The sequence below is a fragment of the Sphingomonas flavida genome, assembly GCF_036663655.1.
GTDB lineage: Bacteria > Pseudomonadota > Alphaproteobacteria > Sphingomonadales > Sphingomonadaceae > Sphingomonas.
Window position 1 is genome coordinate 53,623 of record NZ_JAXOJH010000016.1, and the last position, 13,623, is coordinate 67,245.

Sequence of the window (13,623 nt, forward strand, 5' to 3'; positions counted from 1 at the left end):
AGCCTTATTGCAGCACGGCGATCAGCGGTGCCGCGATAAGCGGCGACAGCGAAACGAAATCACGGAACAGGCGACGCTGCGGCGAGTCACCGACGACGATAACATCGTTCGCGTAGACCGGCGGGTCGCCATAGGCTCCACGGCGGATCTCGGCGATATTGTAAAGGCCCGCCATATGCTTTTCGCCGACGGTACGCAGGATGACCACGTCTTCCTGTCGCGCGAATTCGGTAAGGCCCTTGGCCGATGCCACGACGCGCATCAACGTCATCTGGTTGGTGACCGGATAAAGACCCGGTTCGACGACCGCCCCGTCAATGGTCACAACCTGACTGACCGAGCTTTTGATGTTCACGATCACCTGAGGATTGCGGACATAATGCGCCTTCAGCGCCGCTGCGATCACGCTTGCCAGCTCTTCGGCCGTTTTGCCCCGTGCGTCGATCGTACCAGCCAGTGGCATTGCAATCCGACCGCTGGCATCCACCTGCATCTCGCGGTCCAGATCGGGGATACCAAAGACACTAACATCGATCGTATCGAGTGGACCGATCAGCGCGGGCCGGTCGGCCGCGGTCAAGTCTCCGCGGTTCGGTGGCGGCAACACGCCCGTCCCTTCGACGACGGTCAGGCGGCTACTCGACTGGATCGGCGTCTGAGAGGCACAGCCGGTTGTCAGGAGCGCAAGGCATAGGGCAGATATCGTCAGGCGCATGCGCTAAAAATTCCGCGAAATGGGTGAGAAGGCCGTAGCTCTATAGTTTTGGAGATCATAACGGTAAAGCGGGCTGCTTGGAGATGGCCGACGCCCGTGCCAGCCAGACCGCAGCAATGACGATGATAGCCATGATTGTCGGCGTCCGTGCCGGATAATCGGTGACGCTGGCGACAAGAACGAGGAAAATGATCGTAGAGCCGAGGCGCCCCAGGTACATATCGTCGTCGGCATCAGCGCGCCAAACCCTGATCGTCGCTACCACCCACCAGAGCATAGCCGCCATCAGCACCGCAATTCCGAAAACTCCGGCGTCGAGGGCGATTCCCAGAAAGTCATTGTGTGCTTCGTTGAGGTAGCTCAACCGAAGAAGGTTCAGCGGTTCGTGAATACGAAACACCGGATCGAAACCACCGAGCCCGGATCCAAACGGCATATAGTGCCCGATCATAGACATTATCGTCGGCATCGCCCGTGCGCGCAAATCCTCTACCCCCTCAAGGGCGATCAGACGATTGATCGCATTGGCCCGATTGGCGGCGACGCTCAATCCAACAAAGGTCAGGATTATCAGGACCCCAAGGACGACCAGGGCAGGCAGCAGCCATCGTGGCCCTCGCCGCAATTGTCGGCGTAGGCGCTTGCCGGTGAGCACCGCACCAAGCGCGAGCGCCAGGCCACCCAGCAGCATCCCACTGCGCGATCCCGTTGCCAGGATCATCAGGATAAACAGCAGCACGAGCGCGACGGCCAGCGGGCCACGCCAACGCAACGACCGGCTGTCCAGGAACGCCCACACCGGTGCAATGAGACACCCGATCGCCAGAAACAAGGCAAAGTGATTGCGATTGGCAAAGGTGCTGCTGACCGTACCAGGCGTGTCGTTGAGCAGAGGGCTGTTGAAACCTGCCCCAGAAAACTGCAACAGTCCAAGGAGGACCGCTGCGCCTGTCATGATCAGCAAAGTGGCCGGTAGCCAGCGATACAATCGGATATTTGCCGTCACCAGCAGGGCAAACATGGTTGCCGGAACGATCAACGAGAATAGCGCATTGCGCGTGGCTCCCGGTGTCATGGTCCAAGGTCGCCATGGCAAGGATTCTCCAGGGATGACCAGTATCTCCCGACCCGGCAAAGCCTGCCAAATAACCGGGGGCAGCGGGATCAGCTGGAGCAGCGGCAACGCCACCGTCACCGCGAGCAGCCACAGGACCGGCCGCACATTCGCCAGCGTCGGCCGTGGCCCCGCGAGCAGCAGGACGACCAAGATCGCCCATGCCCCGGCCCGCACGACGACCTGCCCCATCACCTCGGCGCGCGAGGCACCGCCCGCGATCCACAAGAGCACGATCATCGCGGTTGCGAGTATGAAGGATAGGCTGGCCTGGAAAGACGGCCAGCGGGCCGATCGCGAAGACATCATGCCAATCCCGTTACCCCATCGCCCCGAAAATCCAAACTGCAGAGCAGATCCAAATGACAAATCCCGAAGCTAGCGAAAGAAAATAGCCCGGAGCTGAACCCTCAAAATCGGCCGCGTCTCGCGGAAGCAGGCATTGAGCAGCAGCCCAGTTGCGACCTGGGTCATGACGGCTGCCAATGCCGCCCCGATCACGCCGAGCAGCGGGATCAACACCAAACACGCACCGACATTCACCGCCGCCCCGACGAGGGCCTGGTAAACGCCGATGTGGAGAAGACGGCGATTGACCAAGGCGCCGCTCACCGCCTGGCCTAGCGAACTGAAGACCGTCGCCCAAGCATGGACCATCAGCACCGGGCCAGCCGCCACAAACGCATTGCCATAAAGAATTCGGACTGCTGTCGGTGCCACCGCAGTGACGACCAAAGCCACCGCTACCGATCCCCATACCAAGACCCGGACCACCAAGGTCAATGCCGCGTCATAGCGCTCCCGGTTGAAGTGGAACGTATGTGCCAGACGGGGCGTCGCTGCCAGCATGACCGCGGTGATGACCAGATACCAGGCCTCGATCAAACGGGTAGCTGCGGTATAAATTCCGACCTCGGTGTCGCCCAAAAACTGACCGATCAACAGTTGATCGGCACGCATATAGACGCCAATGATCGCAAGGCGCAGTATTTGAGGCGCGACCTCTCGAAACAAGCGTCGCATTTCTTCGGTCTTGGCATCACTGATCGAAAAGCCATATCCATCATGGATAGCGACAATATACATCAATAAGGCAACGATAAACAGCTCTAGAGAGTATAAAAGCGCAAAAGTAATTACCCCTGCCCCCATCAGGATTGCAACGACCTTGACCACCGAGAAGAATAAAAAGTTCAGGTTGCGCAATAGGACAATCCGGCTGACTTTACCGGCACTTTGGTATTCGGAATCCACAACATCCATTGCCTGCGCGATCTGCGCACTTGCCAAAAATGCCATTATCAACCAGGTCGACGGTTCGGTTGGACGCGTACCGACGATGAAAACCATCGACAATATCAATACTATTACCGCCCCACCGACGCGCAGGATGAAGGCACTGGCGAGGATCAGTCGCTTGCGATCGGGCCACCCCACCAGATCCCGCATGAGAATCTCCGGCAATCCGAGAGTCGATGCGAACGAAAACATGGTGGCAATCGCTTGCGCATAGTTGAACAAACCGAATTTGGTTGGTCCAAGATAACGGGCGATCCAGATATTGATGAACAGGCCGACCCCAAGCCGGACGACGCGATCCGCAACCAGCCAACTTGCATTGGTGATCAGGCTACGCAACACGGCGCGCTCCATGAACATCGCGCGCAACGCGCTGGGCCGCAAGCGAGCCAACTGCGCCGCCAATCCCGTGGGCGTCCCGCCGGTTTCCTCATCAAGCGTCGACATTGCGCACCGTTTCGATCATCCGCAGCGCTGCGGCCCGTGGGGACAACACGTCTTCATACCACCGCAAGCCTTGGTCTTGCAGCGCCTGCAGTCGTGCGGGGTCGCGCAACAGCGTATCGATATGCCGCAAGCCTTGCGCCCAACTGTCGATACATTGGATTGGAGAGTCGCGATACAGAAACGTATCGGGAAGACGCTCGGACACGACGACGCTGCCGGCCCGCAGCGCCTCGAGATGCCGGAAGGTTTCCGCACTGACAAAGCCCCGTGGCGCCAGCACGATCTGACTGTCGGCAAGCATCATGCCATATTCGCTTCGGCTCAAACCCAGCCCAAAGCCGTCCGTGAACATGACGACGCGCCGCCCCCCCTTCGTGGTGTTGAAGTTTCGACGCAACAATCGTCGCAAGGGGGATCGGGCAAAAAGATGAAACCACCGGCTTTTCGCCAGATTAGGCCATCTTTTCAATATAGGATGAAAGCTAAAATAGAGAGGGTAACGATTACGATTGAGATTCCCGGTAAACAACAGCGATACAGAACGCTCTGACATAGGCTTTATAGGCGGAACGGTAACACCATTGGCCAATCCCAAGCTCATCGTGAAGATATTTTTACCTACCTTCTCGGATCGCATACTGGGCTTGAAAATAGCTAGGTAGTGGGATGCCAACGCAAGGGGTGTGACCGAGTCCGCCTCATCGGATAGAAATATCAGAACCTTGCGCTCGTTCGCAAAATCTGCCGATGTCGGCCGTTGGTCGGCGTTGAGCGGACTAAATACGTAAAAGCGGACGTCCTGCAGCTCAGGGGGCAATCGCTCGGTCAAAATCTCGAACAATTCCGCCAGGAAATCTTTCTGGATGAGGTCTTCCCAGCGATGCCCCGAATTGGGGTCAAGGAAGACAGGACCGACAATGGGGAATGGTTCGGCAGACATGCCTACCGCCCTATGCCGCCAAGGCCTACACAAGCAAGGCGCATCGCGGCTTTTCCGGTCCGAACGTGCGCCCGGCCGTGCCGGGACAGCGCCTTCGGCGCCATACCGGATATGCCAGCCCTGATCCGCCGGTGCGGACGGTCAAAGGGGCGGCAAAGCGATCAGCTTGGGCGGGCTATCCCCCAGGCTCGTCACAGGCACGGAGCTGGAATCCCGACCGTCGAGAATGACCTGGCCCGCGGGATCGACATACCATATGACCCGCGGCGCACCGTGATAGCGAACGATATTGCCAGGACGCGGCATTACGCCACCATGCCCCCATCCCCCAGCGGGGGGGACCGTACCGCCATCGCCCTTTGCCACCCGCCACCCCGTCGCCTGCCCGGGCACAACATCGCAATTGTCGATGAAACTCCCTGCCGGCCAAGTGCCCGAGCGTGGTTGGCCGGTCGACGACCGCTTCAGGGCAAAGCCGACGACTTGCGGCGCTCGAACCTCATGGCCGTCCACAGTGCTGGTATCGATTGCGCCTAGGGCCACGATGGCGCCGGCATCGGGAGAAACGCGCGCGTCGATCGTACAGTGGTCGATCAGATAGGCGTGGATATCGACGTCAACGACACCCGACGGGATGGTCGGCGACGACCAATGCCAGCCACGCAAAACCGGCTGGCGCCGGGGATCACGGCGATCAAAGTCAACCTGCGAGATGCCGGAGGCGACGACCAGTGAACCGCCTTGACACTGCAAGCCTTGAAAATACGAGGTACCCAAGGGAGCATTCAGGAAATGGATGATGCCGCCACGCCCGAACACTTCAAAATGACAGCCGTACCATCCTACTGGTCCAACAAAAACGCCCTTGTCCACTGCATAGCTGACCAGTCGGGTATCGACGGCGTCGCCAGCGATAATCGAGCACCCGAAGAACATCGCCCCCGCAGCACCATTGAACTGCACGGGTGCGGCACCGCGATAGGGTACATAAAAAGCACAACCAAAGAAGCGATTGTCCGTATTGGGTCCCTGTACGAAGACATTGCTGCCCCCCAGCCCCGCCAGCTGCGGAGAATGACTGGAAACAAGGCATGCATGACGAGCTGGCGCATGAGCATTGTGAAGATGACATTCGTTCCACACCATGCTTTCGGCCCCGGCGGATACGACGGCTGCATGGGCGAAAGCACCTTGTATACGGACATCCCGCAAATGCGTGCCGTTGCAATTCGCGCTTTCCTGCCGCCGCGCCAGGAGCAGTCCGATCCGCGACAATCGCGCGGTACTGTCGATCGACAGGGATTCCATCCGGAAACCCGATCGGCCCGAGGCGTCGACCAGGATCGCATCGGCTGTCAACGGCACGATACTGGACAGGGCCGGCCCCGCCCCAAGCAATCGCAATATCCGGTCGAATTCGGCAGGATCGCGATTGATGCACGATAGCGCACGCACCGCATAACGTCCCGGTGGAAACCAAACCGTTCCACCTCCCGGCTGCGCGACAGCCTGATCGATCGCGCGTTGAATGGCCGCCGTATCGTCGGTTCGACCGTCACCGACCGCCCCAAATGCCCGGACCGACATCATATCGTTCATGATCGTCTTACGATCCGGTTCGGCGCAAGCTACCGGGACAGCAGCCAATCCAGCCCCGGTCAAGGCGGTACCGAGCGCACCGCGCCGCGTCACAGGAGAGTCGATCATTATGTGTCCGCTGTCGTTTTCCGTGTGTTCAAGCGACCGACCGGCGTTGTTGGTTGCGCCGGACCGACCACTTCGGCTAACGATTCTATCCGTTCGTCGCCATCAAGGTTGCCCAGTATGTTAACGGCCAGTCTGGCGCTAGCCGTAGCGCTGCTCTTCCTGTCGCGCAACGTCCGCGGACCGATCTGGGCTGCTAGTATTGCCTGGATGATCTGTATTGCTCCGATCGTCCTGGGCATTATCGACTATCGCTATCTTGACTATAGCGATCCGCGTCTGGGGAGCATTCTATGCGGCGCCATGCTGGCCTTCGCTGGTGGTGCCGCTGTTGAACACGCTTTTCGTGGCCCCGTCATTCGCAGGACCGTTCCCGAAGAAACGGCCTATCAGGACTTTCTTTCCATGATGCCGATAGCACGGGTGTGCTGGCTTATCGGCATTATCGGCGGAGGTTTTCTGGTCATCGACTTCGTCATGAATGGCGGATCGAGTCTAATGAACTTGGCTGATCTTCGTGACAGCTTTGTCGGCAAAGAGTCCGCAAGCCCGCTGTCGCGCGCTGCATCCGTCATGACATGGGCGTGTCTGTTCTCCTATTTGTTCGCGCTTATTTTCCGTCGCGAACTAGGCATCAAGCAAACGATATTTTTTGCATTGCCGGTCGTGGGCTTTTTGATGAACGCCGTCCTGTCTGCCGGGCGGCAGGCGGCTTTGCAGATGATCCTGGTGACCGTGATCGGTCACATATTATGGAAAATCCGCACCCCCAAGCCATCTGTCTCGGACGCACAACCCAAAAGTGGATCAGGTTTCGTGATCGCGATATCCGGGCTAATGGTCGCCTATATGGGTTATGTCGCGATTGCGCGAAACGACAGTCGCATATCGTCCGTGAAATCTGAGGTACTTGCACGACTTTTCGATTTTGACCTCTCACCGACGTTTGAATACATTATCGGTTGGTTCGGGTCCGGGGTGCGAGAGACGGTGATCGAAGCACTCGTTTACTTTTCCAGTTCTATCGCGTTGTTCGATCGGTTTTTGAAAACTGATCTTTTCGGTATATCTTATGGTGCGATGAACTTTCCATTTCTTTATCGTCAGATAGAACCGCTGACGAATATCGATGTCGCGGTGATGTATCAGCTTCGTGTGACCGCGCTTGATGCTCAACAAGTTATCGGCGTGGGATGGACCACGGCCATCGCCAATCTCATCATGGATTTCGGATTTGTCGGCGCCGCAGTCTTTCTGATGCTACAAGGCTTTCTGAGTGCCATTGCGTGGAGGGCCGCAGCAAGGGGTGGATCGTTCCTGGATTGCGTGCTTGCCACGCTCGGGCTGATCGGTGCTCTCTATCTCCCGCTGATCCCGGCTTTCTCCGACAACAATCTCTTTTTCCTCTTGTGGTTCTGCCTTGCCATAAAATGGTTCGACGTCCGCCGCGGGAAAGCATTGCACGTTCAGGCAGCGGCATCCTGATGCTGCGTCATCTCGTCAATCTGCTGCTTTGGGCCCTGCCCCCAACTCGGCTGTTCGCCCTGCGTCGTATGTTATTGCGCCTCGGGGGTCTCGACCTCGGCGAAAACGTATCGATCTGCGGACAGGGCTGGTTCTTCGGCCCCGGCGCGGTGCGCATCGGGGCGGGCACCTGGCTAAGCCCACGCGTGCTGATCTATACCCATGCCGCCGCGCCAGTGGTCATAGGTCCATCGTGCGATATCGGCCCGTTCGTTCGCATCCTGACCGGCGGTCATGAGATCGGCAATGCTGATCGCCGTGCTGGTCCGGGAACCGCGCGGGCCGTGTCCATCGGTGCCGGATGCTGGATCGGCGCAAACACCTTAATCCTTGGAGGCTCATCCATCGGCGAGGGCACCATCGTGGCGGCCGGATCCGTCGTGATCGGCGACCTCCCGCCGAATTGCCTGGCCGCAGGTGTCCCCGCTCGTATCAAACGTATGCTCGACGAATGATGAAACCCGAACTGTTCATATTGTGCAACGCGATCGCCGACGACGTTCGTCTTGAGCGTGGCATTACCACCGACAGCCCGGCCGCCACTCGCAAGGTTGCGATGATGGCCGAAGTCTTGCGCGGGGCTGGCATCCATACGCTTCTGCTCAGCCTCGGCCGCGGGCGGCAGGATGGTTCGGGACGGTATCTCGCGCCCAAGACTGGGCGTCAGCGCGGCGTTGCGACCGTCTATGGTCCGCTGCTTCACAAACCGGTCCTGTCCGAACTGCTCTCCTGCTGGGCACCCCTGCCGATACTTTGGCGTAAACGCCATCGGGCACGACGCAGTCTGTTGCTCCTCTACAATCGGATGCCCGCCTACATACCGGCAATCTGGTTTGCACGACTGCTCGGCTATCGGGTCGCCCTGGACCTCGAAGACGGCGAGACGGTCCTGAAGGGTTGGAGCGTGCGGGCCATCAAGGCGCGACTGCTCGTCGCACTGACCGACTGGGGGTGCAATGCCGGTGCCCTACTCGCCTGTCGCGCACTATCGACAGCGACGCGGCTCATCCCGCAGCAACCCTATTATGGCGTTGTCGGCGCACCGGGTTCGGCCGAACGGTTCGACGGTCCCGAAATTCATCTACTTTTGGGCGGTACGGTCGCCGCCTCGACCGGCGCAGATATTCTTGCAGCGGCCATCGAAACGTTGCGCGAAGACCCGACGCCGGCAATCCGTCGCCTACATCTGCATATCACCGGTACAGGCGAAAGCCTTGCCCGTTTCGCCCTTATGGCCGATCGCAAAGAATTGCGGCCGGCCGTGACGGTTCATGGTCGCCTCGATGACTTGGGCTATCGCACCGTCCTTGCCGGCATGGACGTAGGCCTTGCCCTCAAGCCCAATACCGGCCCGCTGGCACATACGACCTTCCCGTCCAAGGTGGTCGAAATGGCGAACGAGGGACTGCTGGTACTTACTACCGACATCAGCGATGTGCGCAGCGTTCTGGGCACGGGCGCCATCTATCTCGATTACGACGATCCAACGCTGCTGGCCGAGCGTTTACGCGCGATCGCCGATGATCCAGCCCGGGCCGCCACGATCGCCCGTGAGGGAATGGCTATCGTCGCAGAGCGATGCGGTGCGACCCGGGCAGGCATCGAACTGCGCCGTTTTCTATTCCCGGAGACCGTGTGACAATACGCTATATCTGCTGGCAGCCCCTCCTGACGGATCACCAAGCCTATACCTATGACGCGCTGCGCGACATGGCGGGGGGACGCTTATCGGTCAATGTTGGTCGCGTGCACGACTCCGTCCGCGCCGCGCAGGGATGGGTCAATACCGGTGGCGGCGACCTGACAAAGCAACAGATTCCCGAGAAGGCATGGCGAGCATGGGCCCGGGAGCAACTCGATCTTTATCCCGATGCCATCCACCTGTTCGGCAGCCCTTTCGAACAACGGCGACAGATTCAAATCATGTCCATGGCCTGCCGGTTGGGTCGAAAGGTTGCCCTGATCTCCGAGCCCTTCTCGCCCAATGGCGTCGGCTATCTGACGGATATCGGACGTATGCGCGGGTGGTTGAAGGCCAGCCTGCGCCCGCTGCTGTACCGCTTCTACGGACTTCATTTCGCGCGCAAAATCCATGCCGTATTTGGAATTTCTCCACTGGCTTGTGACCAATATGCGGAGATGGGCGTCACTCGTGACCGGATTTTTCCTTTCGGTTATTTCGTGCCGGGCCCCGTCTCCAGCAATTCCGCCCCGTCCATTGAAGGGTTACCGCGAACAGCTCCGCTTCGCCTCGTGTTCGTCGGTGCATTGATTGCCCGAAAAGGGCTGAATGTCGCGATCGATGCCGTAAGCCGATTGCGGAACCAGGGCCATGAGGTCACGCTTGACGTCTTTGGTCCGGGAGAGCCCGCGGATTATCCCTTTGATGACGGGATAAGCTATCGTGGGGTGATACCCTTCGGTCATTCCGGAGAGACGATCGCCCGCTATGACGCCATGATCTTGCCCAGCGTCTTCGACGGCTGGGCTGTTGTCGTGAATGAGGCTCTGCAGGCCGGTGTCCCCGTGTGTTGCAGCGATGCCGTCGGTGCGGGGGCCGTGGTACGCAGCCATGCCGCGGGCGCGACATTTCCCGTGGGCGACCCCGACACACTCGCTGCGGTGATCCATCAGTGGATCGTGGACCCCGCTACACTGGCTGCAGCCCGGGTTGGCGCACAAAAGGTCGCGCCTCTCCTCGAACCGCGCATTGCCGCCCAGTATATTCATCAAGCGATCAAGGCGTTGGAGGGCTACGGCGCGCGACCGGATCCTGCTTGGTACATGTGGCCTCGGGACACACGGGCGTGAGTACGACGCTGCACGGCACACTGCGGATAAGCTTGACCAATGTGACGGGTCTTGGCGCGACGCAGCTCGTCCAGTCGCTTCTTCCCGCTCTTGAGCGGGCCGGACCGGTCGGCGATATCCATCTGCCGGCGATCGGCGCTCTTTCGCAATATCAGCGCCAATCTCCGGGACCGACACCACAACCGATCCGCCGTCGCCTACCCAATGCGGTATCGCGCCTGGTCGAATGCACCGCCATGGCCGGCGCCTTTGAGGGCAACACGCCACTGCTGGTTCTTGGTGATCTGCCCCTGCGGATCCGCGGTCGGCAGGTTGTGTTCGTCCATACGCCGCATCTTCTTCTCGAACCGGCAGGTGCTTCGCCTGGCCAACATATCAAATTCGCCATTGCTCGGGCAATTTTTCGGCTGAATGCTACGCGGGTCGATGCCGCGATCGTGCAGACCGAAACCATGCGGCGCGGCCTGGAGGCCGCCTATCCCGCTTTAAAGCACCGGATTCATGTCGTGCCGCAACCGGCACCCGAATGGCTGTTGTCGTCCGGATTACGCCGGACGGGTCGGGTCGCACCTGGAAAGCTCCGGCTTTTTTATCCGGCAGCCGCTTATCCTCATAAGAATCACGCCGTGCTCTACGACGCTGTGGTTCGTACCGAATGGCAGCACATGGTGGATACGCTCGTCGTCACCGTGTCCGCCCCTAATTATGCGACCGGAATCGAAGCCACCGGACGGCTGGCCCCTTCGGATATGCAAGATCAATATGCCAAGGCCGATGCCTTGGTCTTTCCATCGCTTGCCGAAAGCTACGGTTTGCCGATCGTCGAGGCCATGTGGCTCGGTCTACCGGTTCTTTGCGCCGATCTGCCCTATGCCAGAGATCTTTGCGGCAACGAGGCAATCTACTTCGCGCCGAAAGACCCGCTGTCGCTGCAGGGGGCGGTGGCCGAACTCCATCGGCGTCTGCAGGACGGCTGGTGGCCGGATTGGACGGAACAGCTTAGGCAGATACCCGATGGTTGGGACGACGTCGCCACTCGTATGACCGCCATTGCCCATCATTCTGGTGTTGATCCTTCATGAACCTCCATCCCGATCACTCATTTCGTGCAGGACCCGTTACATGAAGATCAGCGTTGTCACTGTCAGCTACAACGCCGCGGCCACGATCGCCGACACGATCAAATCGGTACAGGCTCAGGATCATCCGGCTATCGAGCACATCGTCGTCGACGGCGCATCGACTGACGGCACTGTTGATATCCTGACGCGGATGGCCGACTCCCGAATGCGTTGGATTTCCGAACGCGATCGCGGACTCTATGATGCCATGAACAAGGGCATCGCTTTGGCCACGGGCGATATCATCGGCATCCTCAATGCCGACGATTATTTCGCGGATCGCGGCGCGCTGTCCGCCGTGATCGATGCGTTCGCGTGCAATCCTGGCCGAGATGCGGTTTTGGGTGACATCGCCTTTGTCGACGAACAGGGTCGACAGACGCGTCGCTACCGGAGCGACCGGTTTAAGCCTTCGCGCACGCGATGGGGCTGGATGCCTGCGCATCCGGGAATGTACCTGACCCGTCAAGCCTATGACAAGGTGGGTATGTATCGTACCGACCTGAAGATTGCGGCGGACTTTGACTTCGTGGTCCGCGCTTTCAACACCTATGGGCTATCTTACGCCTATTTGCCGCGCGTGTTAGTCGATATGCGGCTCGGCGGTGCGAGCACCGATGGGTGGCGTGCCCGAATGACCATCAACCGCGAGGTTGTCCGTGCGTGTCGAGACAACGGCATCTATACTAATCTTGCGATGATAATGAGTAAATATCCCCTCAAGGTACTGGAATTGTTGCGATGAAGATCGCGCTTACGGGTGCGACTGGCTTTGTCGGTCGAACGCTTGCACAATGCCTTGTCGACGCTGGTCATGATGTTGTCCGCATCGTTCGCAACGAAACGGGAAACCCTGGCGATATCGTGATCGGGCCGCTTGAGACTAGCGATATCGCCGCTCTGTCGGTTCGTTTGCGCGGTGTCAATGCCCTCGCACATCTGGCCGCCTTGACCCATGCCGCCCCGGATTTGCCCGATCCGCGGTCCGCCTTTTACAGAGTGAATGTGGAAGGTACGCGTCGGCTTCTGGCGGCAGCGACCGATACCGGAATTTCCCGGTTCGTCTACATGAGCTCGATCAAGGTCAATGGCGAAGAAACGCCGTCAGGCAAACGCTACTCCGGCCAGGATGCGCCCGAGCCCGAGGACGATTACGGGCGCACCAAGTACGAAGCCGAGCAGCTGATCCGTGCTGCTGAGATCGAAAGCGTCGTCCTGCGTCCGCCGATGGTGTATGGAGCAGATGTTGCGGGAAATTTTGCCCGTCTCGTTGCAGCGGTACGACGAGGTTACCCCCTCCCCTTGGGTTGTATCGACAATCGACGCAGCTTGATCTCGGTCGATAACCTTGCCGAGGCCACCATGCTGGCTCTCACCCGTCCTGAGGCTCGCGGCGCGGTTCTGACCTTAAGTGATGGCGAGGATTGTTCAACGGCGATGCTCGTACGCAAGATCGGCGATGCCATTGGTCGCCCCGCCCGTCTGGTCCCCGTGTCTTTGGGCGTCCTGCGGCTAGCCGGACGCCTGACGGGCCAAGGGGCCGCTGTCCGACGGATCGTCGGCAATCTGCAGGTCGATAATGACGAAGCCTGCGCACGATTGGGTTGGGTGCCGCGCGATCGTCTGGAGACCGCGCTGCTCCGTATGCTGGCCAGCCCCGTTCGCTCCACCTAGATGTGAGGTTTCAGGAGGTTGTTCATCCGGTGTGACCGGGCAAGACTGATGTTGCGACACGTCAACTTGCGAGGAGTAGCCGGATAAACATTCACTGGAATACCTGAACGACGTGACGGTCCCCCAATTTTTCATCCGGGTGTGATGCGAGCTTCCGTGACGTGCTCCCCGGAAATCATGCCATTGGTAAGTTAGCTCGTCAGATGGAGACGAGCGATGCGGCGAGGCCGTTTTACCGAGGATCAGATCATAGGCGTGCTGCGTGAGCACGAGG

The 13,623-nt window shown here is 59.4% G+C and carries 12 protein-coding genes; 7 read left to right on the top strand and 5 right to left on the bottom strand.

Features of this window, described 5'->3' with window-relative positions:
- Window positions 1-4 precede the first annotated feature (4 nt).
- From U1703_RS15725 to U1703_RS15745, 5 genes are all read right to left on the bottom strand, one after another.
- Window positions 5-715 carry a polysaccharide biosynthesis/export family protein gene (locus U1703_RS15725; RefSeq protein ID WP_332786442.1) on the bottom strand — a complete coding sequence of 237 codons (711 nt, stop codon included), beginning with the start codon at window positions 713-715 and terminating at the stop codon, window positions 5-7.
- Window positions 716-770: 55 nt separating this feature from the next.
- On the bottom strand, window positions 771-2,069 hold the full coding sequence (locus U1703_RS15730) for an O-antigen ligase family protein (protein ID WP_332786443.1): 1,299 nt from the start codon (window positions 2,067-2,069) through the stop codon (window positions 771-773).
- A 138-nt stretch (window positions 2,070-2,207) separates the two neighbouring features.
- On the bottom strand, window positions 2,208-3,575 hold the full coding sequence (locus tag U1703_RS15735) for a flippase (RefSeq protein WP_332786444.1): 1,368 nt from the start codon (window positions 3,573-3,575) through the stop codon (window positions 2,208-2,210).
- Entirely contained in the window at window positions 3,562-4,515 is a 954-nt protein-coding gene (locus U1703_RS15740; RefSeq protein WP_332786445.1) for a glycosyltransferase family protein, read from the bottom strand. The genes U1703_RS15735 and U1703_RS15740 overlap by 14 nt, the downstream gene beginning before the upstream one ends.
- Before the next feature lie 141 nt (window positions 4,516-4,656).
- On the bottom strand, window positions 4,657-6,114 hold the full coding sequence (locus U1703_RS15745; protein ID WP_332786446.1) for a glycosyl hydrolase family 28-related protein: 1,458 nt from the start codon (window positions 6,112-6,114) through the stop codon (window positions 4,657-4,659).
- 225 nt (window positions 6,115-6,339) lie between these two features.
- On the opposite strand from U1703_RS15745, the gene U1703_RS15750 reads away from it, so the two are divergent.
- The 7 genes from U1703_RS15750 to U1703_RS15780 are packed head-to-tail and all read left to right on the top strand — an operon-like array spanning window position 6,340 to window position 13,349.
- Window positions 6,340-7,704, top strand: coding sequence for an O-antigen polymerase (locus U1703_RS15750; protein WP_332786447.1), 1,365 nt, complete (start codon window positions 6,340-6,342; stop codon window positions 7,702-7,704).
- Window positions 7,704-8,198: an acyltransferase gene (locus U1703_RS15755; RefSeq protein ID WP_332786448.1), complete on the top strand. Its 495-nt coding sequence runs from the start codon at window positions 7,704-7,706 to the stop codon at window positions 8,196-8,198. Before U1703_RS15750 ends, U1703_RS15755 begins: the two co-directional genes overlap by 1 nt.
- Window positions 8,198-9,382 (top strand): glycosyltransferase, encoded by a 1,185-nt coding sequence (locus tag U1703_RS15760; RefSeq protein ID WP_332786449.1) that lies wholly within the window; start codon window positions 8,198-8,200, stop codon window positions 9,380-9,382. The genes U1703_RS15755 and U1703_RS15760 overlap by 1 nt, the downstream gene beginning before the upstream one ends.
- Complete coding sequence (locus tag U1703_RS15765; RefSeq protein WP_332786450.1) at window positions 9,379-10,554, top strand: glycosyltransferase family 4 protein; 1,176 nt, start codon at window positions 9,379-9,381, stop codon at window positions 10,552-10,554. Before U1703_RS15760 ends, U1703_RS15765 begins: the two co-directional genes overlap by 4 nt.
- Window positions 10,551-11,636, top strand: coding sequence for a glycosyltransferase (locus U1703_RS15770; protein WP_332786451.1), 1,086 nt, complete (start codon window positions 10,551-10,553; stop codon window positions 11,634-11,636). The genes U1703_RS15765 and U1703_RS15770 overlap by 4 nt, the downstream gene beginning before the upstream one ends.
- Before the next feature lie 40 nt (window positions 11,637-11,676).
- Entirely contained in the window at window positions 11,677-12,420 is a 744-nt protein-coding gene (locus tag U1703_RS15775) for a glycosyltransferase family 2 protein (protein ID WP_332786452.1), read from the top strand.
- Window positions 12,417-13,349 carry an NAD-dependent epimerase/dehydratase family protein gene (locus tag U1703_RS15780; protein ID WP_332786453.1) on the top strand — a complete coding sequence of 311 codons (933 nt, stop codon included), beginning with the start codon at window positions 12,417-12,419 and terminating at the stop codon, window positions 13,347-13,349. Before U1703_RS15775 ends, U1703_RS15780 begins: the two co-directional genes overlap by 4 nt.
- Window positions 13,350-13,623: the final 274 nt, after the last annotated feature.